Source organism: Mycobacterium sp. NGS18 (assembly GCF_059813185.1).
Window position 1 is genome coordinate 256317 of the sequence record NZ_JCALEC010000003.1, and the last position, 20199, is coordinate 276515.

Here is a 20199-nt window from a genome sequence, read left to right on the forward strand (position 1 = left end):
CGCGCAAGCGCTCATCGTGGCACCCGCGGAACCTTCAGACCGGAGGCGGCGATCATCTCGCGCATCACCTCGTTGACCCCACCGCCGAAGGTGATGACCAGGTTGCGCTTGGTCTGCACGTCGAGCCAACGCAGCAGCCCGGCGGTGGCCGGGTCGGCCGGGTTGCCGTAGCAGCCCACGATCTCCTCGGCCAGCCGCCCGGCGTACTGGATCCGCTCGGTGCCAAAGACTTTGGTGGCCGCGGCGTCGGCCACGTCGATGATCTCGCCGGCCGCGGCGACCTGCCAGTTGAGCAGCTCGTTGATGCGGAACATGGCATGGATCTCGCCGAGGCCGCGTTTGACCGCCTCGTGGCTGATCGGGATGATCCCGTCGCTGCCGGGCTTGGTGGCCCACGCGTACACCTTGTCGTAGATGGCGCCGAACCGGCCGGCCGGGCCGAGCATCACCCGCTCGTTGTTGAGCTGGGTGGTGATCAGCTTCCAACCGCCGTTCTCCTCGCCCACCAGCATGTCGGCGGGCACCCGCACGTCGTTGTAATAGGTCGCGTTGGTGTGATGTGCGCCGTCGGACAGGATCATCGGAGTCCAGGAGTAACCCGGGTCCTTGGTGTCGACGATGAGGATCGAGATCCCCTTGTGCTTCACCGCGGTCGGGTCGGTGCGCACCGCCAGCCAGATGTAGTCGGCGTCATGCGCGCCGGTGGTGAACACCTTCTGGCCGTTCACGATGTAGTGGTCACCGTCGCGAACGGCGGTGGTGCGCAGGCTGGCCAGATCGGTGCCCGCTTCGGGCTCGGTGTAGCCGATCGCGAAATGCACTTCGCCGGCCAGGATGTCGGGCAGGAATTTCTTCTTCTGCGCCTCGTTGCCGTACACCTGCAGGGTCGGTCCCACCGTCTGCAGCGTCACGGCGGGCAGCGGAATGTCTGCACGCTGCGCCTCGTTGACGAAGATCTGCTGCTCGATCGGTCCGAAGCCCAGGCCGCCGAACTCCTTGGGCCAGCCGACTCCGAGTTTGCCGTCGCGGCCCATCCGGCGGATCACGGCACGGTAGGCCTCGTTGTGCCGGTCGGTGGCCATCGCCTTTTCCTCATCGGGCGTGATCAGGTTGGCGAAGTATTCCCGCAATTCGGCTTGCAGCTTGCGCTGCTCGGGGGTCAGATCGACGAACATGGAGCCCGCTGCTGCCGGCTGCTGCCCCTCCCCGGGCTCCGCGGCGTTCGCGACCTCCACCAGGTCGAGACGATGCGACCGCCCGCCCAGCAGGCGGTTCAGGTCTTTGATCGTGGAGTAGTAGCGGTCCATCGGGTAGTCGACATCCATACCCATCCCGCCGTGCAGGTGATGGCAGAGTTGCATCACCGGGGGCGCCTGCGAGGTGATCCAGTAGCCGAGCACCCCGAGGTCGTCGCCGGCGTCCAGGCCGTTGGCCAGCCGCCACACCACCGACGTCGCCGCCAGGGTGATGGTGCGCGAGACGATGTAGACCTCGGAGAGTTGCGCGGCGACCGTCTGGAACGTCGACAGCGGCCGGCCGAATTGCTCACGGCTGCCGACGTAGTCGGCGGTCAGCCGCAGTGCACCGGCCACCAGCCCGGAGGTGTACGCGCCGATCATGGCCAGTGCCAACTGGTTAACCCGGTGTACCGACGCCCCGTCGAGCACCGCGTCGGCCTCGGCGCCGTCGAAGACCACCACGTACTCGTCGCTGTGGTTGGCGGTCGGGGTCTTGGTCAGCTGCACTCCGGGCGCCTTCGGTGAGATCACCGCGACACCGGAGTCGGCGGTGACCAGCATCCACTCGGCCTGCGCGGCGAAGGGCACACCGATTTTGGTGCCGGACAACCGGTTACCGGAAAGCCGAACTCCGGGCTGCTCCGGCAGCGCGGCGGCCGGCTCGTCGAGCGCAGCGGTCAGCACCGCACCCTTGGCCACCCCGGCCAGGTAGCGGTCCTGCTGGGCCTCGCTGGCCAGCTCCAGTAGCGGCACCAGACCGAACCCGAGGGTGGCCAGCGCGGGGCTGATGGTTCCGTGCCGGCCGATCTCGGTGAGCGCCGTGGCCACCTCCGACAGGCCGACACCGTCACCGCCGAGCCGCTCGGGCACCGCGAGTGCCGTCACGCCGCCGGCGACCAGCGCCTCCCAGTTGTTGTCCCGGTCGAGCACCGACGTGACGACGTCGGCGACTGCCTGCTGTTCCGGATCTGGACTGAAGTCCACCGAATCTCCTTAAAACTAGTGGCCCACCGGGCATTTGCCGGTGTAGTCCATCTGCCAATGCTTGATGCCGTTGAGCCATCCGGACCGCAGCCGTTCCGGGGAGGCCAGCGGCGCGAGGTCGGGCACGTTGTCGGCGACCGCGTTGAAGATCAGGTCGATCGTCAACCGGGCCAGGTGGGTGCCGATGCAGTAGTGCGCACCGGTGCCGCCGAACCCGACGTGCGGGTTCGGATCCCGCAGGATGTTGAAGCTGAATGGTTCGTCGAAGGCGTCCTCGTCGAAGTTGGCCGAGCGGTAGAACATCACCACCCGCTGGCCCTTTTTGATCTGAGCTCCGGACAATTCGTAGTCCTCCAGGGCGGTGCGCTGGAAGCAGATCACCGGGGAGGCCCACCGCACGATCTCGTCGGCGGTGGTCGCCGGGCGCTCGGACTTGAACAACTCCCACTGCTCGGGGTGCTCGGAGAACGCGATCATGCCGTGGGTGATCGAATTGCGGGTGGTCTCGTTGCCGGCCACCGCCAGCATCACCACGAAGAAGCCGAACTCGTCGTCGGAGAGCTTCTCGCCGTCGATGTCGGCGTTGATCAGGGTGGTGACGATGTCTTCGCCGGGGTTCTCCGCCTTGGCGGCGGCCAGTTGCATGGCGTACTGGATCAATTCAACCGACGAGGCCTGCGGGTCGATGTCGGCGTATTCCGGGTCCTCGCTGCCGGTCATCTCGTTGGACCACTGGAACAACTTGTCCCGGTCCTCCTGCGGCACCCCGAGCAGTCCGGCGATCGCCTGCAGCGGCAGTTCGCAGGAGACCTGCTCGACGAAGTCACCGCTGCCCGCCGCGGCGGCGTCCTTGACGATCGCCTGCGCCCGTTCGTGGAGTTCGTCGCGCAGCCGGCCGATGGCCCGCGGGGTGAAGCCCCGCGAGATGATCCGGCGCAGCCGGGTGTGGTGCGGCGCGTCCATGTTCAGCATCACGAACCGCTGAACCTCGATGTTCTCGCGCTGCATGTCGTCGGGAAACCGTGGGATCACACAGTTTTCGTAGCTGGAGAAGACATCGCTGCGCAGCGACACCTCTTTGACGTCGGCGAGCTTGGTGACCGCCCAGTAACCGCCGTCGTTGAATCCGCCGCCCTTGCCAGGGGCTTGCTCGATCCAGCACACGGGCGCCGTTTTGCGCAGCTGCGCGAACTCCTGCTCGGGGATGCCCTCGACGATGACGTCGGGGTTGAGGAAGTCGAATCCGGGGGGAAGGGTGGACATGACAGAACTAACCTCCGTGTTGGTTCGGTGGTTCAGACGGATTTGCCGGTGTAGTCGACCTGCCAGTGCTTGATCCCGTTGAGCCAGCCCGAGCGCAGTCGTTCCGGAGCGCCCAGCGGCTTGAGGTCGGGGATCTGGTCGGCGATGGCGTTGAACATCAGGTTCACCGACATCCGGGCCAGGTGGGTGCCGATGCAGTAGTGCGCACCGGTGCCGCCGAAGCCGACGTGCGGGTTGGGGTCACGCAGGATGTTGAACTGCTGCGGGTTGTCGAAGACCTCGGGGTCGAAGTTGGCCGAGCGGTAGAACATCACCACCCGCTGGCCTTGCTTGATCTTCACCCCGGACAGCTCGTAGTCGCGAGTTGCGGTGCGCTGGAACGACGTCACCGGGGTGGCCCAGCGCACCACCTCGTCGGCGGTGGTCTCCGGGCGCTGAGACTTGAAAAGCTCCCACTGCTCGGGGAATTCGGTGAACGCCATCATGCCCTGGGTGATCGAGTTACGCGTCGTCTCGCTACCGGCGACCGCCAGCAGGATGATGAAGAATCCCAGCTCGTCATCGTTGAGCTTCTCGCCGTCGATGTCGGCCTCGATCAGTGTGGTGACGATGTCCTGACCGGGGTTCTGCCGCTTCATCTCGGCCAGCTGCAACCCGTAGGAGATGATCTCCATCGACGAGGTCTTCGGGTCGTAGTGGGCGTACTCGGGGTCGTCGTAGGACGTCATCTGGTTGGTCCAGTTGAACAGCTTGCCGCGGTCTTCCTGCGGCACCCCCATCAGACCGGCGATCGCCTGCAGCGGCAGCTCGGAGGCCACCTCCACCACGAAGTCGCCGGTGCCCTTGGCCAGGGCCTCCTTGGCGATGCCCTGGGCCCGCTCCTGCAACTCGTCGTGCAGCGGCAGGATGTGGCGCGGGGTGAAACCGCGCGAGACGATCCGGCGCAGCCGGGTGTGCCGCGGGGCGTCCTGGTTGAGCATCAACAGCCGGCCGACGTCGATGTTCTCCCGCTCGATGTCGTCGTTGTAGCGCGGGATGGCGCCGTTGATCTCGCTCGAGAAGACCTCGTCGAGCCGGGACACCTCTTTGACGTCGTGGTGGCTGGTGATCGCCCAGTAGCCGCCGTCTTTGAATCCACCGCTCTTATCGTCCGGCTGCTCGATCCAGGTGATGGGGGCGGCGGCGCGCACTTCGGCGAACTCCGCATCGGGGAGCCGTTCGGCGTAGATCTCCGGGTCAGTGAAGTCGAACCCCGGAGGCAGTTTGATACTCGACATCGACGGACTCCTAAATGCAACGCGTTCTAGTAGCAGTAAAACATGGCCTCACCATAGACCAAAGGGGTCTTCACATCGTCGCTTGTCAGACTAATGAAACGTGTTCTAGCCTGGCCCCATGGGTAAACCTGTCATCGTCGAAGCCACTCGCAGCCCCATCGGTAAACGTAACGGCTGGCTGTCCGGCCTGCACGCCACCGAACTTCTCGGCGCGGTCCAGAAGGCACTGATCACCAAGGCCGGGATCGACGCGGGCAGCGTCGAGCAGGTCATCGGCGGCTGTGTCACCCAGTTCGGCGAGCAGGGCAACAACGTCACCCGGCAGTCCTGGCTGGTGGCCGGGCTGCCCGAGCATGTCGGCGCCACCAGCATCGACTGCCAGTGCGGCAGCGCGCAGCAGGCCAACCACCTGATCGCCGGCCTCATCGCCACCGGCGCCATCGACATCGGCATCGCCTGCGGCATCGAGGCGATGAGCCGCGTGCCGCTCGGCGCCAACGGCGGCGGCGCTCGCGCAGCGTCCTGGGACATCGACCTGCCCAACCAGTTCGAGGCCGCCGAACGGATCGCCAAGCGCCGGGGCATCACCCGCGCCGACGTGGACGCGCTCGGGCTGCGGTCTCAGCAGCTGGCCAAGCAGGCTTGGGCCGAGGGCCGGTTCGACCGGGAGATCTCCCCGATCGAGGCCCCGGTGATCGACGAGAACAAGCAGCCCACCTCCGAGTGGAACACCGTCAGCCGCGACCAGGGCCTGCGTGAGACCACGGCCGAGGGCCTTGCGGCACTCAAGCCCGTCATGGAGGGCGGTATCCACACCGCCGGCACCTCGTCGCAGATTTCCGACGGCGCCGCCGCGGTGCTGTGGATGGACGAAGACAAGGCCAAGGCCCTGGGCCTCAAGCCGCGGGCCCGGATCATCAGCCAGGCCAACGTCGGCGCCGAGACCTACTACCACCTGGACGGCCCGGTGCAGTCCACCGCCAAGGTGCTGGAGAAGGCCGGGATGAAGATCGGCGACATCGACCTGGTCGAGATCAACGAGGCGTTCGCCTCGGTGGTGCTGTCCTGGGCCGCGGTGCACAACCCCGACATGGCCCGGGTCAACGTCAACGGCGGGGCGATCGCCCTGGGGCACCCGGTGGGTTCCACCGGCAGCCGGCTGATCACCACCGCGCTGCACGAGCTCGAGCGGACCGACTCCTCGACCGCGCTGATCACCATGTGCGCGGGCGGTGCGTTGTCGACCGGCACCATCATCGAGCGGATCTAGTGGCGGCGGTGTCGGAGCCTGTCTCGAAGCCGGTTTCGAAAGCCGATCGCATCGCGGCGGCCCAGGCCTACATCGACGCGCTGGTCAGCCACGATGCCTCCGCGGTCCGGTTCTCCCCGGACTGCACCCGAATCGAAGTCGGCCTCAAGACCGGATTCTCCGGAAAACACTTGCGCCGCAGCTTGAATCGCGGGCCACAGTTCCGGCTGATCGCGGCCGCCACGCTGCCCGACTACAGCGTCGACGGCGACGAGGTGCGGGCGGTCTACGACATCATCACCAAGCCGTCGCTGTTCGGGCGGCGCGTGTGCGCCCATGTCGACGAGGTGTTCGTCATTCCCGCCGACAGCCCGGACGGGACCGCCGTCATCCACCACATCCGGGCCGGGATCCGTCCGTTCGTGCAACGTTAGGGTGCTGTGGAGACACCAGAGAAGCCGAAGTCACTGGACTCGCCGGTCACCGGCACCATCATCAAGTGGATGTCCCGGGCCAATACCTGGGCCTACAAGGCCACCGGCGGCCGGATCGGCGGCAAGTGGCGGTTGGGTACCAAACATTTCGGAGAGGTCCCCGAAGTCGGCATCCTCACCACCACCGGACGCAAGACCGGTCAGCCCCGTGAGTCTCCGTTGCTGTTCCTGCGGGAGGGCGACCGGGTGATCCTGGTGGCTTCCCAGGGGGGTCGCGCCACCAACCCGATGTGGTACCTGAATCTGAAAGCCAACCCGCAGGTGTCGTTCCGGATCCGCAACGAGGTCCTGGCGCTGCGCGCCCGGGACGCCAGCGAGTCGGAGCGGGCCGCCTACTGGCCGAAGCTCGACGCGATGTACCCCGACTTCGTCAACTACCGGGCCTGGACCGACCGCGAGATCCCGATCGTCATCTGCGAGCCGTGACAGCGGTGCGGGCAGCCAGGTTGCTGCTGCGCATGCCGACCCACCGGTTCGTTGCCATCGCCGCTTCGGCGGCCGCACTGGCACTGTTCGCAGGCACTGCGACCGCGCACGCAGCGTCGCTCGTGTTCTGATGTTGATGAACGTCAAGAACTCCGATTTTCCGCTGGCCTCAACCAGGCCCTCACCACCGGACCGTGGCTGTCCCGACCGGCGTCATCGAGGTGCGAGGCGATCCGACTGACGGCTGGACATGATCAGTTGGGGCGGGCACCCAGTGCCGAAGAATCCGGGATTACTCACCAAACTTTTCGTCCACTTCCGGACCTGATCATTGCGCCGCAACTGGCTGACCCACCACCCCCAGCCAGGCCGCCCTGGGCGGTGACCCCAGACGATCACCGCGGTGATTCTTGGCCCGCGTAGACGAGCTCGGCTTCGCTTTAGCCTAGTTCGCGGCCGCCGTATTCAACGAGCTCGCCGCCGTCTGGGACCGGCAAAGCCCGTCGCGCCACCGGCCAGGTCTGGTGGCCGGGCAGCACCGGCGTTGTTGACCAAGACATCCGGCCGCCCCTCTTGACAGACCGCGGTCAGCCGGGGCACGCTTTAGCCGTTAAGTATGTGCATACTTACTTACTCGTCCCTTCCTGGAAAGCACGCAATGAACCTGAAGCTCACCGCCGAAGAGCTCGCCTTCCGCGATGAAATGCGCGCGTTCTTCACCACGCAGGTACCCGCCGACCTCCGGGCTCGCGTGGCAAACGGCGACGAATTGAGTCGCGAAGACTTCGTCACGTCCCAACAGATCCTCAACGCGCACGGCCTCGCCGTTCCGCACTGGCCGACGGAGTGGGGCGGCAAAGACTGGACGCCGGTGCAACGGCACATCTGGCGTGACGAGATGCAGTTGGCATCGGTCCTGGATCCACTGTCGTTCAACACCGACATGGTCGGCCCCGTGATCGCAGCATTCGGCTCGCAAGAGCAGAAGCAGCGATTCCTGCCCGGCACCGCGAATCTCGATATCTGGTGGTGTCAGGGATTTTCCGAGCCGGAGGCCGGTTCCGACCTGGCCTCGCTCAAGACCCGCGCGGATCGCGACGGGCAGGACTACGTCGTCAACGGCCAAAAGTCCTGGACCACCCTCGGCCAGCACGCCGACTGGATCTTCTGTCTGGTACGCACTGACCCGAACGCCCCGAAGCGCCAGGCCGGAATCTCGTTTCTACTAATAGACATGACCACCCCCGGCATCACCCTGAGGCCGATCAAGCTGATCGACGGCAGCTACGAGGTCAACGAAGTCTGGTTCGAGGACGTGCGGGTGCCGGCCGAAAACCTTGTCGGCGAGGAGAACGCCGGATGGAACTACGCGAAGTTCCTGCTCGGAAACGAGCGGACCGGCGTCACCCGCGTCAGCGCCTCCAAAGTCCTGGTGTCACAGGCAAAAAAACGTGCCGCCCATATCCGGCTCGGCGATCGCCGTTTGGTCGACGACCCTCTGTTCGCCGCCCGGCTGGCAAGGATTGAGAACGAGCTACTGGCTTTGGAGTTGACTCAGCTGCGGGTGGTGGCCGGCTCCGCGAACGGCAAGCCCAATCCGGCGTCCTCGCTGCTCAAGTTGCGCGGTTCCGAGCTGCAACAGGCCGCGACGGAGATCCTGATGGACACCGCGGGCCCCGATGCGCTCCCCTACTTCGCCGACGCCATCGCGTCACCGACGTGGGCGCAGCGCGCCACACGCCGCTACCTGAACTATCGCAAGGTTTCCATCTACAGCGGTTCCAGCGAAGTCCAGCGCAATATCATCTCATCCTCGATCCTCGGACTGTGAGCGTCTACCACCCATGAATTTCGAACTCAATGTCGAACAAGCCATGTTGCGCGACACTACGCGCGAGCTTCTCGCTCGCACCTACGATATCGAGACCCGCAACGCCGTCAGCACCACCGCACGCGGATGGAATCCGACGGTGTGGAATCAGTTCGCCGAACTCGGAATTCTCGGCCTGCCTTTCCCGGAAGCGGCTGGCGGAATGGGAGCCGGGCCGGTCGAATGCATGTCTGTGATGACCGAGATCGGTCGCGCACTGGCGCCGGAACCCTTCCTGGACACCGTCATCACCTGTGGCGGGCTCATCGCCGACGCCGGCTCGCCGACGCAGCACGCGTACTACCTTCCCCTCATCGCCGAAGGCGCAATGCTGATGGCTTTCGCCCACAGCGAGCCTGGCAGCCGCTGGCCTTACGACAATGTGGCCACCTTCGCCACCCACACCAGCGAGGGCTGGGTGATCACCGGGACCAAGAATCCGGTGCTGCGTGGCGACTGCGCGGACGACCTGGTTGTCACAGCCACACGCCCGGACGGCGGGATCGGACTGTTTCTGACTGCGGCCGAGGGTGCCGGTGTGTCCCGCCACGGCTACGCGACCCACGACGGACTTGGAGGCGCGCAGTTCACCTTCACGGACGCGCCCGCAGTTCCCCTCGGCAACGGCGGGGATGCATCCGCGGCGGTCACCGGCGCGCACGTTCGCGCCCAGACCGGCCTGTGCGCCGAAGCTATCGGTGTGATGACCGAGGCGCTGAGGCTGACGGGCCAATACCTTAGGCAGCGAAAGCAGTTCGGTGTTTCACTCGCCAAGTTCCAAGCCCTCGCCCAGCGCGCCGCTGATATGTACGTCTCGTTGGAACTGGCGTCCAGCATGAGCCTTTACGCGACAATGTCGCTGGCCGACGGCATCGTCGACCCGCGCGTCAGCTCACGAGCGAAGCTCCAGATTAGCAGCGCCGCACGGCATATCGGCCAGGAAGCCGTCCAGATGCACGGCGGTATCGGGATCACTGCCGAATACCCGGTAGGCCACTACCTCTCACGCCTGACGGCCATCGGACACACCCTCGGCGGCGAGGAAGATCACCTCCGCTTCCTTGCGGCTGATCTCAACGGCCACGACATGATCACCCTTGCCGGATAGCCGCTTGCCCATGCCCAGTCCTACCCCGTCGCCGGCGCTGCATTCGCGGAATGGCTTGACGCTGCGGGGTAAGCTCACTGGCGTGAAGTATTCACTTACCCCGTCGCGCTCCGATGCCGTCTAAATCAGCCGGGGGCCGCGATTCGTACCCAAACCCGCAATCTCGCCTGTCCGCAGACCAGCGCAGGGAACAGATCATCAATGCGGCACGCCAGGTCTTTGAGCAATCCGGCTTTGATGGAGCCCGTACCCGTGATCTAGCGGCGGCAGCTGGCGTAAACGAGGCACTGCTCTACCGCCACTTCGGGTCGAAAGAGGACCTGTTCGAAGCTGCGGTTGCTGCACCTCTCGAAGAAGCAGTGGGCAAGTTGGTCGAGTTGTCCGGTGACCCTCCGGAGGAATTCGACGTCAGTGGCGTCGTGATGTACGAACGCACCTACCAGTTTCTGTACGACCTGCTTGGTGTGATGGACGAGATCGGGTCGCTCCTGGGAGTGATGCTATTCGGGCAAGCGGACCGTGCTGCGGAGTACTTCCGCAATCGCATTGACCCCTCACTGAAGGACGTCGAGCGTGTCGTCCAAGCCAACTTTTCGGCGTGGCGGCACAAGGAGTTCGATGTCGACCTGCTAGTGCGGTCAACGGTGGGGATGACGTGGTTTATCAGTACCGCCGACCGACTGTGTGGGCATACCCGCGACCGAGCAGAGACGGCGAGGGCTATCACATCGATGCTTCTCGAGGGCGTAGGCGCAGACCATGATGTGTGAACGACACGCGAGCCACGCCGCTTAGCGCTGCCGGCGAAAGGACTGAACATGAGACAGCTGGCACGACCGGCACGGGCCTGTACTCTCGCCGCCGTTTTGGTGACTGCCCAGCTGTCGCCGACGGCGCCGGCACGCGCCGACGACCAGGGCTGGGTATTCAACGGCTACCTGACCGCCGAGGAATCCAACTTTCTAGCGAGATTACGGGAAGAACGAGTTTCGATACCCTTGCCGGCCGGAGAGGTAGTACACGACGGGCAGATGATCTGCGACTCCCTGCATCGCGGCCTCGGCCCCGAGGACACTGCATACCGCTACCTGCCAGTGAGCCACCTGGCGCAGGTGATCGCCGCCGCACAGGCAGAGCTGTGCCCGGACACTCTCGGTTGAGGTGCGGCCTGAAACCGGCTGGGGCCCAGGATAACGAGGCGGAACACTGTCGATTCACCAGTCCGGGACACAGGACCCATAAGCATTACAGGCCTGGGACCGTCGATCATCCCAACCCTTGAACCAGGTGCCCTGCGACGTGATCATGAACTTGTTCGCACCATGTTCGCAATAGGTGTTCCCGTCGGGCGTGACGGCACACGTCGTCGACTCGAATGTCACGTAGCTTCGGGGCGGCAGCGCCCGCACCGCTTGTCCGGCGGGGAACTGCATGGCTGCCGTCCAGCCGTGGTGAACCGATCGGTTGCCGTTGAACCACGCGATGTGATTGTCGCCTGGAGGCGCACCCGGGATTTGGCCTTGGCAGCCGAAACTTCCCCAAACCCAGATCCCACAATTGAGTCCAGCCGGCGACAGAAACCAGATCCCAGGACGACCGGCAACGACGAACTCATCCGCTGCGAGGTGTTCATACCACCCGGTGATGTGCTCGATCTCCGGAAAAGGGCTCGCCAATGCACCACCGGCCGGATCGGCCGGTGCGGGTGTCGCCATGTAGAGCAGCGAGCCGATCAATCCCGCACCCACTGACCACCCCCGGGCCCTACGCATCGCGATCACCGCCATCTCTGGTACGGTCTCCCGTCTTCGCCCACACCCGACAGTCACGATTTGAACGACGTGCTGCCGTAGCATGCCGCGTTACCAACATCCAAGGTGTTCTGGCAGCGCAGTTGATTGCCGATGTAGATGCGGACTGTGACCCACTTGCCCGGTCGCCACACTGGAGTCGCGATACTCTTTCGCCAATCCGCCCGAATCTCTGCGCCGTCTGTGGCCCAGCTGCGCGGATTGGATATGGCAGCCTCGGTCCGCCACGGTAGCGGCACATCTTCGAGTGATCTGCGCGTCATACCATCGAAATACTCCAGATTCGCGCTGGTGACGGAATCTGAAACAACCTCGTACGTCACGTTGTCGTCGGCGCATGCGACTGGATTCGGCGCGACGACGGAGATACCGGCCACCAACACAGCCACGAGGAGCGTGCTGCGGGTCATTGATCCTCCTCCATATCAGCAACATCGGATCGGACAACCGAACCGATCGAGTGAAAGTGCTGGGGCGCCGCCAGGATCACCGCGGCCAGGTTATAGCCTGTCCGTTCGTTGTAGCGCATGCTCACGCCGAAGTCGGTGTAAGAACAGTCGTCGATCTTGCCGGCCGCGTACCCCTGCAGCAGCGCGGCTTTAATCGCGGATGCGCCGTTGTGGTTGGCACCCTGAAGCAGGAATGCCTTGGTGGCGGGGTAGCCGAGATCCTTTAGGCCTGGTACGGGGTCGGGAATCGAACCAGGCCGCGTATCCTTATTCTGCACTCGGGTTGCGGTGTGATCGAGGTAATCGTCCGTCATTCGATTGAAGACCTCGGCAGCCTGCTCAACAACCAGGTCATATCGCAGGGCCGCGCATGATGTTTCATCGCGCGCTGATATGACCGCAGCTTTCACCGCCGCCACCGAATCCGCGTGCGCCGGCGGCGCGAGGACGAGACCGACAAAGCAGACCGCCACCGCGCCGAGTTGAGCGGTCCCACTACCTATCGGGCCACGGATGCGAAGGCCGCCAAAGTCAACCGCGCGGGTAAGAATCACTTGTTCTCCTGTGTTCGAGTTTCCGTCTAGTCGCAGACATGCGAACGACTGATCCTGGTACCCCAGCGCTTCACCCTGAGGACGGACGGGCCGGTGAACCAATCGGGTTGATGGGCCTTGATACCATCGTTCACGTTGGAAAGGTGCTGCCACAGTAGATAGAAGCTTTCTCCTTCGTAGATCGGGAAGTAGGTGTCTCCGGTGGCGTCGTGACTCTGAGTCAGCGCCTGCGCCCTTGGGGCGAGGAACTCGACCGCCTGGTCGATATTTGCAGTGACGATGTCAACCTGCTCTTGGATGCCATTGGCGCTGTACTCCCAGTCACTGCCTGCGCCGCTGATGACACCCGGTCCGTTGGGAGTGATCCGGTTGAACTGCACCCTGTCGATCTGACGTCTCAGCGTTTCGTACTGGGCGGTGTACCACTGACACATCTCCCGTTGTGCGGTGATGTCGGCGTCGGTGACGTTTTCCCTGGTTTGGTCGTAGGGGAAAGGAAATTTCGGTTTCCAGTTCGACGGCCCCGGGGCGATCACAGGTAGTGGCCGGATGAGTTCGTCATCGGGCGCGGGATCCGCATGAGAAGTGGGCCCAGCTAGGACACCCGCCGTCGACAGCACCGTGATTGCGAAGGCGGCGAGGGCGCTGCGATCCCCCACACTCGTTGAACGGAAACGGCTATCGGTCATCGGTATCTCCTTGGCTCGCGTGCCCCGCCTCGCCTACTTCTGCTCCACCACAGCGCCGATCCCGCCAACATCACTGATTTGCCAATCGTTGTTGCTGTCGATGGTGATGCTGTACGTCGCGGTCGACTGCAACGGTTCTGAGCTTTGGACCGTCTTAGTCAGGACGCTGACGAAACAGTCGACGACATAGATCCCACCGGTATCCGACCGAACCTTGGCGGCAAGGGGACGCGCTGTCGAGCTCCATTCGAGGGGAGCGAGAATCTGTTCCATTTCCCGCCCCGCTTTGGTGAGCTTCTCCTTGAGCTCGGGTCCGGTACCGGCGGTGAGTTTCGCCTGCCACGAACCCAGGTCTTGAAAATTGATCTCTGCAGCCTCGACGGCGTAGTCCAGAGCGACCTTCTCGGCGTGCGCTTGGCCCTGGGCCTGGTGGGCCTGGGCGGCAAGTTTGCGCTCCGCGCCAACGTATAACCACACTGGCACACCAATGGAAACAATCAGCGCGACGACCGCCGCAGCGGACCGCAGACTGCGCAGCGAGATGGTGAATCGCAGTTGCCGCATGGGTTTCGCATCAGCCGGCACTTCCTCCGTATCCGCATTCGCTAGGACCTCGCCGGACACATCTAATTCATCCACGCCGGATTCCTCAATCGTCGTCATGGGCCCCTTCTCCACTTCGCTCGATGACTCTGAGTGCAAGAACCGTTCACCGCTGCCCCGCTAGCTCCCTGGAAGGCTGACATGCAGGGTGACGGCTCCATCCTCGGGAACGCTGGCCAAGATGTTCGCCAGCATCTGACCGGTGTCGAAGTTCAGCAGCGCACCGGCAATACCCTTGATGTGTGGGAGAAATCTGTCACCTATCACTTGGAAGTCGCCACCGTTGTCGTCCAACATCTTCTGAATCCGCGCGAGGAACGCATTGAACTTCACCAGCGGCTCGGGGGCACCTACCGCGATAAGGGGCGGAACAGTGCTGAACAAAGTTCGAAGGTGCGGGCTGTAGCTGTCGATCTGGAAGGTGAGGTCGGCGAGCACGGGGCCAAGCCACCCAGAATTACCTAGCAATATCTGGAAGTTGGTGAGCAGTTCACGTCCGCGACCGTTCATGTCCGCAGCGGTGTTCCTGAGCATCCTGCTCGTGCGTGACAGATTGGGCAACACCGCGTTTGTATCGGGTAATGCACTATCGGCCTCACCGACGATGCGTTCGAGTGCCCCGGGGTCCAGTTGATTAAGGACCCGCACGACGCTAGTCGCCAGTTCCGATATCGACGGTGGCGCCGCGATGGATTCCTTTGCGATCCGGTGCCCGTTGCCCATCATTGGCCCGTCTTGAGTGCGGGGCACCAGGCTCAGGTAGGTTTCCCCCAACGCGGACAGGTTTTCGAGCCGCACATCACTGTCAACCGGAACGTGAAATCTGTCGCCGATGTAGAAATCGACGACGGCCCCGTCCACAGCAGACTCGATACGATCGACCACACCGATCGGCGCACCGCGGAGCAGGACTTTGGACCCGACAACCAGTCCGTTGACGTCATCCACCACCATCGAGATGTCGGTGCGGTGGGAAGGCGGTCCGATCCGGACACCGAGCGCGCCTATGTAGCTGACACCGAATGCGATCATCACCCCGAAAGCCAGGAACGACAAAATGTCTCGGACTCTCATGGCGCTGCTCCAATGATTCGCAGCACGTCTTGTACGTTGCCGGACAGTTCGCGACCGTCGGGGCCCAGGATGGACGTGATGTTGATCGCCGGATACTTGTCCTGCGGTAGGAAGTTCTCGTAGAACAACCGCCGCCAAGCCGGCACTTCTGCTTCGAACGCCCGTTTGTCACGCTGCATCGCGCCCATGGCATCGGCGACCGATTCCAGCAATGGCACCAGCCAGTAGCCGTTCGCGTAGATGCTGCCGACAGATGGCAGTAGCTTGCCGACATACCCGGCGGTGACCGTCAGCCGGTCGAACCCCGTCATTCCCTTCGGCGAGAACCAGTCCTGGAACGTCGGGATCCGGTTGTGCAGTACCTGAGCGGTCCCGGCAACTCCGGTGAGCCATTGGTCGACCGTCTCGATACCGTTCGAGAGGTCGGCGAGGTCGGCGGCCACGCGTGACGCGATCTGGCGCGCGGTTTCTGCTTGAGGCGTCACGCGATTGATGCCGATGATGGTGTTCTGCGCCCGCTGGATGGACCCGCTGGACACGAAGTTCGCCAAACTTGCGATGGTGTCTTCGACTTGTGGCGGCGAGACGGTCTGGGCGAGCGGAATTATCGAGTCCGGCCCCAACGGAGGTGTCGCCGACTGTTCGGCGTGAGGACGCTCGAGGGCGACGTAGATGTCGCCCAGCACCGTGGCCTGTTGCAGTGAGGCGCGGATGTCGGCCGGCACCACCACGTTCGGGTCGATTCGAGACGTGACGTCCACGCGATCGCTGTTCAGTGTCACCTTGGTGACAACCCCGACGGTTGTGCCCTCCATCACCACCTTTGCCCGATCTGGGAGGTTGAGCACGCTCTCGAATTCGAGGACCAATTCGTAGCCGTTGCCGTACGAGACTCCGGGCTGGGGCAGAACGTTGACGTCGACGGCCGCACACGACGACACCGCAACGGCACTCGCGGCGACCAGAGCAGCGATTCGGATCCAGCAGTTCATCGGTTCGCCGCCGCATTGAGCACGTACTGGAGCAGCGCGACGTCAACGGCGTACGGCTGCCCTTGGACGTTGGCACAGCTGCCGGCCATCGACGCATTCATGACGTTGCACAGCGCAACACCGTCTGGAGTGTGGATGCGATACAGCGGCGGCCGGTAGCGCAGAGTGCTGATGGGTCGGTTATTGAAATGGTTGGCCGCCGTGTTGATCCACCAGGGAATCGGATTCAGCAGGTTTGCGGTGCGGGGCGCGTGCTCACTCAGCTTCCTCAGCGCCACCCCGGTCGCATCGAGGGTGAATTGAATCTCCTGTCCAAGATTGACTTCCAGATCCTCCACAAGCGGGGTGACCCAGACGACCCCTTCAACTATCCGTCGGCCACCCTCGGACGCCTCGTCGATGTTCGGCATGGTTTGTACTGCATCATGCAGAATCTCCTTCAGTGGGCCCCGGAGCTCTTTGAGTATCGACGTCAAGTTTCCGAGGTTGGTGATGATCGATCCGATGTCGTCGATAGCGCGATCTGGGCTGCTCAGTAACGCCGAAGACGTGGTCAGCAGCGCATTGATTCCGGCGCCGTTGTTGTGGACCGCTTGGTCGACCCCGCGCACGATGTCGCCGATGTTCGTCGATCCGTTCGGGTTGACGGTGTTGATGAAGTTTGTCGCCGAGCCGATTACTTCGGACAGGCTCTTGGGGGTGGACGCTCGTTGCATCGGAATGCACTCGCCGGCTTGGAGCCGCGGCCCCGCGTCATAGTTGCCGACCAGTTCCAACGACCGGTCGGCGAGTATCGATGTCGACCTGATGATCGCCCTCACATCGTGTGGAAACAGCCGGCGTTCCGCCACCGTGAAATCGACGCGGACATTTAGCGACCCGGGGGTGATGGCCGTGACCTTGCCGATCCGATAACCCATCTGCGTCACCGGGTTGCCGGCATACAGTCCGACACTGTCGGGGAGGATCGCGCAATAACCGGTGTGCTGACTGTCCGGACGCAGTGCGCACGAACCGGCAGCCACGGCCAGCACTCCCGCCGCAACCGTGGTTGCGGCGGTTCGGCAAGCCCGGCGAAGGCCCGCGGTGGCCATCAGCAGGCACCTCCCGGAACCGGCATGCACAGGTCGGTGGCCAGCAGTTCTGGCGGCGCAGTCTCCGCCTCCAGGACCTGTTCGAGCTTCCGGCGCACCAACCTGATCGTCCGAACTATTACGCCACTGCGTTCGACCCAGTACCGCGCGGTTTCTTGGTAGTGACGGACCTTTTCCAGGAAGTCGTCCCGATGATTCTCGTAGAAGACACCGACCGGCGCTAACGCATCGAAGACATCGGCGATACCCTTGAGCGAGTTGCCGAATCGCTCGCCGTACAGCACGAGAGTCTGTTCGACGATAGAAGCTTTGCGGACAAGCTCTCTGAGGCCTTCGCGGTAATTGCTGAGGGACCTGATGTATTCGTCGGACAGGTCGAGGATGGCGGACAATTGACCACGTTGTCTGTCTATGGTGGTCACGAGACCGTTTCCGGCATCGATGATTGACGAGAGTGAATCGAGGTTGCTGCCGGTAAGCGCTCGCTGCAACTGGTCCAGTGACTGATTGATGGGTTCGGGGTCCACCTTGTCGGTGATCTTCGGTGTGTCGGCGAGGGTCTGCATCAGGTTGTAGGGCATCGTCACGCGTTCGACCGGAAGGGGTTTGTCGCCCAGCGGGGAATCACCCAGCGATACGAGGTCTACGTAGTAACCACCGACCACGGTGAGCATTCGCACCTGGATCTGTGATTGGTCGCCGACGAACGCATCCTGGTCGACCTGTGCCCTCACCCGCACCCGATCGGGCTCTAAGGCGAGGTCCTTGACCTTGCCGACCGTGATGCCGGCGATGCGGACCTGATCACCGGGACGGACCGATGCTGCGTCCTCGGTGTAGAAGGTGACGGTCTTCTCGCCCGGCGGATTGATGTAGAGCATGGCCGCGACCAGTGCCACAACGGCGGCCGAGCACAGCGCCCCGATTCCCCACAGCGTCGGGTCCCGCAGCAGCTTCATCGATTGCACAGGACCACCTTCTGGCCGTTCACCAGGACATCCATGGGCGTCGGTAGCTCAAAGCGACCGCGAGTGCACCCGAATGGCGCCCCGGACTCCGGTGGCTCCGGGATATTCTCTGCCACAACCGGAACGAGCTTGAACGCGTCGATATAGTTGTCGACATTGCTGATCGCACGGTCGAGCGCCAGATCGATATCGCTGGGAGCATCCACTGCGGCATCGGGTCCGAGCCGCCAACGCGTGGCAGCATTGAAGACCGGCGGAAACCCCAGGTTTGTCATCAAGCGGACCACGGTGTCGGTGAACTCGGGGCCGTATAGTTCGGATTTCCGGAATTCGTCGATGGCGTCGAGGGCGCCGTCCAACGGCCGATTGACCCAATCCAATATCTGCACCAGGTCCTGTGAATGCTCGCCGATGGAATCTGCGACGTCGGACAGATTGCGCATTAATGCCGCCACCACATGCTGACGATCCGACACGAACCTCGTCAGCCGGTGGATGCTGTCGAGCATCGGCGCCAGGCCGCCACCGTCGCCGGACAGATATGAGACGGCATTACTGGCGAAGGCGTTGATCTCCTCGGGACTGAGCGTTGCGATGACCGGTTGCAGCCCATTGAACAATGCGGTGATGTCGAATGACGGCTGGGTCATAGCGATGGGGACCCGCGTCACGAGATCAGCCGTCGCGTACTCCTCTGCCGGATTGACGACATCGACATACCGCAACCCGGTCAAGGCTTGATACTTGATGGCAAGGCGACTGGCGGGCACGACTCCGTAACGCTTGTCGAGCGTGAAAGCGACTACGGCGATACTGTGGCCGCCCTGCCGCTCGAGTTGAACGGAGCGGACCTTTCCCACCCGTACTCCCCGTACCCGCACATCGGCATCCAGATGTAACCCGGATACATCTGTGAACTCGGCGGTATAAGTCCGTTCCGCCGCGGCCACCGGTTGCCGAATGACATTGACCATCAACATGAACAGAACGGCTGCGACGACGCCACTAATCGCGAGCCGCCACAAGGCTGCCGTTGCCGACATCACGGCCCCCCCATCGCACCGACGGGCGCGGCTACACCCGGAAGACTGTCGAGAGCGATCTGGATTTGGACCATGCGTTGATCAGGAGTGCCGCCGTACATCCGCTCAAACCGGGTCCGCAACTCCGCCAGCATCTCCGCGAAGCCTTCGGGCCTGATCAACGGCGGTACCACATCGGTCAATGCCTTGACCGTGTCGGTTACCGGGAGCAACTGACCCAGGTGACTCGACTCCAGCTTGCCGATGTCGGCGAAAAGCCCCCCGGACGCCAACTCGAGCGTCGGAATGAACAGGTGCTGCCATTCCTCCTCGGTGTAGTCCGAGTGAATCCGTCCCTGGATATTGGCATCGTCGTGAATGAGATTGTGGCCGGCTCCCATCAAAGCGTCGACCGCCGGCGGGAACACCACACTGACCCCCGTCGCGTTTGCGAGAAGTTTCTCGGTGGTCACTGTTTGCACCTGGGCGACGGTATTGGCTGCGATCAACGCGGTTTCGATCAACGGATCGAGCGCGTCGGTGTAGCGGGTGGCCCGGTCGATCACCTGGATGAGCTGAGGTGTCAGCACTCCGGTGGACACCTCACCAAGGCGGGACAGCAACGCCTGGAGGGTGAAGTTGCCTTCCGGCACCGCGGTCAGCCGCATACCGTCGTGAAGTACCTGACCGCCTGGGCCCGCAATGAGGTTGACACCCGTGACACCGAAGTAGTTCACGGGCCGGAAATCTATGCGCAGCCTGTCGGTCAATCCCGCAACCGGTTTCCGTTGCAGGTCCGCATCTAGCCGGACACCTCCGCCGGGCCGACTGGTAACTGCCGTAACTTCCCCAACCGTCACCCCGTGCATGACCACCGCGGTACCGCGGGCGACGCCCTGACCCGCGTATGGCGTATCGATAATCACCGAAATCGTGTCCGCCGGTCGGCCCCCGAACGGATTGGTCACGCCCAGAAGCGCGGTCACAGTGGCACACAACATCGCCGTTATGCCAACGACGGTCAGCGTCCGCTT

At 63.5% G+C, this 20199-nt stretch carries 21 protein-coding genes and 1 pseudogene; 7 read left to right on the forward strand and 15 right to left on the reverse strand.

Features of this window, described 5'->3' with window-relative positions; translation table 11 throughout:
* Positions 1-11: 11 nt before the first annotated feature.
* From fadE29 to AC5Y31_RS07680, 4 genes and pseudogenes are all read right to left on the reverse strand, one after another.
* The gene (gene fadE29, locus AC5Y31_RS07665) at positions 12-1175 is read right to left on the reverse strand and encodes an acyl-CoA dehydrogenase FadE29 (RefSeq protein WP_499979729.1); all 1164 of its coding nucleotides are present in this window, start codon (positions 1173-1175) and stop codon (positions 12-14) included.
* A 57-nt stretch (positions 1176-1232) separates the two neighbouring features.
* Positions 1233-2222, reverse strand: a pseudogene (locus tag AC5Y31_RS07670) (acyl-CoA dehydrogenase family protein); the annotation flags it as partial.
* 15 nt (positions 2223-2237) lie between these two features.
* On the reverse strand, positions 2238-3485 hold the full coding sequence (locus AC5Y31_RS07675) for a cytochrome P450 (RefSeq protein WP_499979412.1): 1248 nt from the start codon (positions 3483-3485) through the stop codon (positions 2238-2240).
* A gap of 32 nt (positions 3486-3517) precedes the next feature.
* Positions 3518-4762 carry a cytochrome P450 gene (locus tag AC5Y31_RS07680; RefSeq protein ID WP_499979414.1) on the reverse strand — a complete coding sequence of 415 codons (1245 nt, stop codon included), beginning with the start codon at positions 4760-4762 and terminating at the stop codon, positions 3518-3520.
* A gap of 118 nt (positions 4763-4880) precedes the next feature.
* On the opposite strand from AC5Y31_RS07680, the gene AC5Y31_RS07685 reads away from it, so the two are divergent.
* The 7 genes from AC5Y31_RS07685 (at position 4881) to AC5Y31_RS07715 (ending at position 11069) form a co-directional block, all read left to right on the forward strand.
* A complete protein-coding gene (locus tag AC5Y31_RS07685; protein ID WP_499979415.1) occupies positions 4881-6032 on the forward strand; it encodes a steroid 3-ketoacyl-CoA thiolase in 1152 nt (383 codons plus the stop codon).
* Positions 6032-6445 carry a DUF8021 domain-containing protein gene (locus tag AC5Y31_RS07690; protein WP_065287629.1) on the forward strand — a complete coding sequence of 138 codons (414 nt, stop codon included), beginning with the start codon at positions 6032-6034 and terminating at the stop codon, positions 6443-6445. Before AC5Y31_RS07685 ends, AC5Y31_RS07690 begins: the two co-directional genes overlap by 1 nt.
* A 69-nt stretch (positions 6446-6514) precedes the next feature.
* A complete protein-coding gene (locus tag AC5Y31_RS07695; protein ID WP_499979731.1) occupies positions 6515-6931 on the forward strand; it encodes a nitroreductase family deazaflavin-dependent oxidoreductase in 417 nt (138 codons plus the stop codon).
* A gap of 658 nt (positions 6932-7589) precedes the next feature.
* Positions 7590-8762: an acyl-CoA dehydrogenase family protein gene (locus AC5Y31_RS07700; protein WP_065287627.1), complete on the forward strand. Its 1173-nt coding sequence runs from the start codon at positions 7590-7592 to the stop codon at positions 8760-8762.
* Between the two features lie 13 nt (positions 8763-8775).
* A complete protein-coding gene (locus tag AC5Y31_RS07705) occupies positions 8776-9909 on the forward strand; it encodes an acyl-CoA dehydrogenase family protein (RefSeq protein WP_065287626.1) in 1134 nt (377 codons plus the stop codon).
* A 113-nt stretch (positions 9910-10022) separates the two neighbouring features.
* Positions 10023-10679, forward strand: coding sequence for a TetR/AcrR family transcriptional regulator (locus AC5Y31_RS07710; protein ID WP_084013999.1), 657 nt, complete (start codon positions 10023-10025; stop codon positions 10677-10679).
* Positions 10680-10778: 99 nt separating this feature from the next.
* A complete protein-coding gene (locus AC5Y31_RS07715) occupies positions 10779-11069 on the forward strand; it encodes a DUF732 domain-containing protein (protein WP_065287624.1) in 291 nt (96 codons plus the stop codon).
* A gap of 54 nt (positions 11070-11123) precedes the next feature.
* Here the strand turns inward: AC5Y31_RS07715 and AC5Y31_RS07720 are convergent, their stop codons facing one another.
* From AC5Y31_RS07720 to AC5Y31_RS07770, 11 genes are read right to left on the reverse strand one after another with little or no spacing between them, the layout of a single operon-like run.
* Entirely contained in the window at positions 11124-11696 is a 573-nt protein-coding gene (locus tag AC5Y31_RS07720; RefSeq protein WP_131813809.1) for a hypothetical protein, read from the reverse strand.
* Between the two features lie 38 nt (positions 11697-11734).
* Positions 11735-12130, reverse strand: coding sequence for a hypothetical protein (locus AC5Y31_RS07725; protein ID WP_065287622.1), 396 nt, complete (start codon positions 12128-12130; stop codon positions 11735-11737).
* Entirely contained in the window at positions 12127-12723 is a 597-nt protein-coding gene (locus tag AC5Y31_RS07730) for a hypothetical protein (protein ID WP_205634574.1), read from the reverse strand. The genes AC5Y31_RS07725 and AC5Y31_RS07730 overlap by 4 nt, the downstream gene beginning before the upstream one ends.
* A 26-nt stretch (positions 12724-12749) precedes the next feature.
* A complete protein-coding gene (locus AC5Y31_RS07735) occupies positions 12750-13412 on the reverse strand; it encodes a hypothetical protein (protein ID WP_084013997.1) in 663 nt (220 codons plus the stop codon).
* 33 nt (positions 13413-13445) lie between these two features.
* Positions 13446-14075 (reverse strand): hypothetical protein, encoded by a 630-nt coding sequence (locus AC5Y31_RS07740; protein WP_499979418.1) that lies wholly within the window; start codon positions 14073-14075, stop codon positions 13446-13448.
* Positions 14076-14135: 60 nt separating this feature from the next.
* Entirely contained in the window at positions 14136-15089 is a 954-nt protein-coding gene (locus AC5Y31_RS07745; protein ID WP_065287619.1) for an MlaD family protein, read from the reverse strand.
* The gene (locus AC5Y31_RS07750; RefSeq protein WP_084013996.1) at positions 15086-16081 is read right to left on the reverse strand and encodes an MlaD family protein; all 996 of its coding nucleotides are present in this window, start codon (positions 16079-16081) and stop codon (positions 15086-15088) included. Before AC5Y31_RS07750 ends, AC5Y31_RS07745 begins: the two co-directional genes overlap by 4 nt.
* Complete coding sequence (locus AC5Y31_RS07755; protein WP_084013995.1) at positions 16078-17175, reverse strand: MlaD family protein; 1098 nt, start codon at positions 17173-17175, stop codon at positions 16078-16080. The genes AC5Y31_RS07750 and AC5Y31_RS07755 overlap by 4 nt, the downstream gene beginning before the upstream one ends.
* Complete coding sequence (locus AC5Y31_RS07760) at positions 17175-18134, reverse strand: MlaD family protein (protein ID WP_065287618.1); 960 nt, start codon at positions 18132-18134, stop codon at positions 17175-17177. Before AC5Y31_RS07760 ends, AC5Y31_RS07755 begins: the two co-directional genes overlap by 1 nt.
* Positions 18131-19189 (reverse strand): MlaD family protein, encoded by a 1059-nt coding sequence (locus AC5Y31_RS07765; protein WP_065287617.1) that lies wholly within the window; start codon positions 19187-19189, stop codon positions 18131-18133. Before AC5Y31_RS07765 ends, AC5Y31_RS07760 begins: the two co-directional genes overlap by 4 nt.
* Positions 19186-20166, reverse strand: a complete 981-nt coding sequence (locus AC5Y31_RS07770) for an MlaD family protein (RefSeq protein ID WP_065287616.1) — start codon at positions 20164-20166, stop codon at positions 19186-19188. The genes AC5Y31_RS07765 and AC5Y31_RS07770 overlap by 4 nt, the downstream gene beginning before the upstream one ends.
* Positions 20167-20199 lie beyond the last annotated feature (33 nt).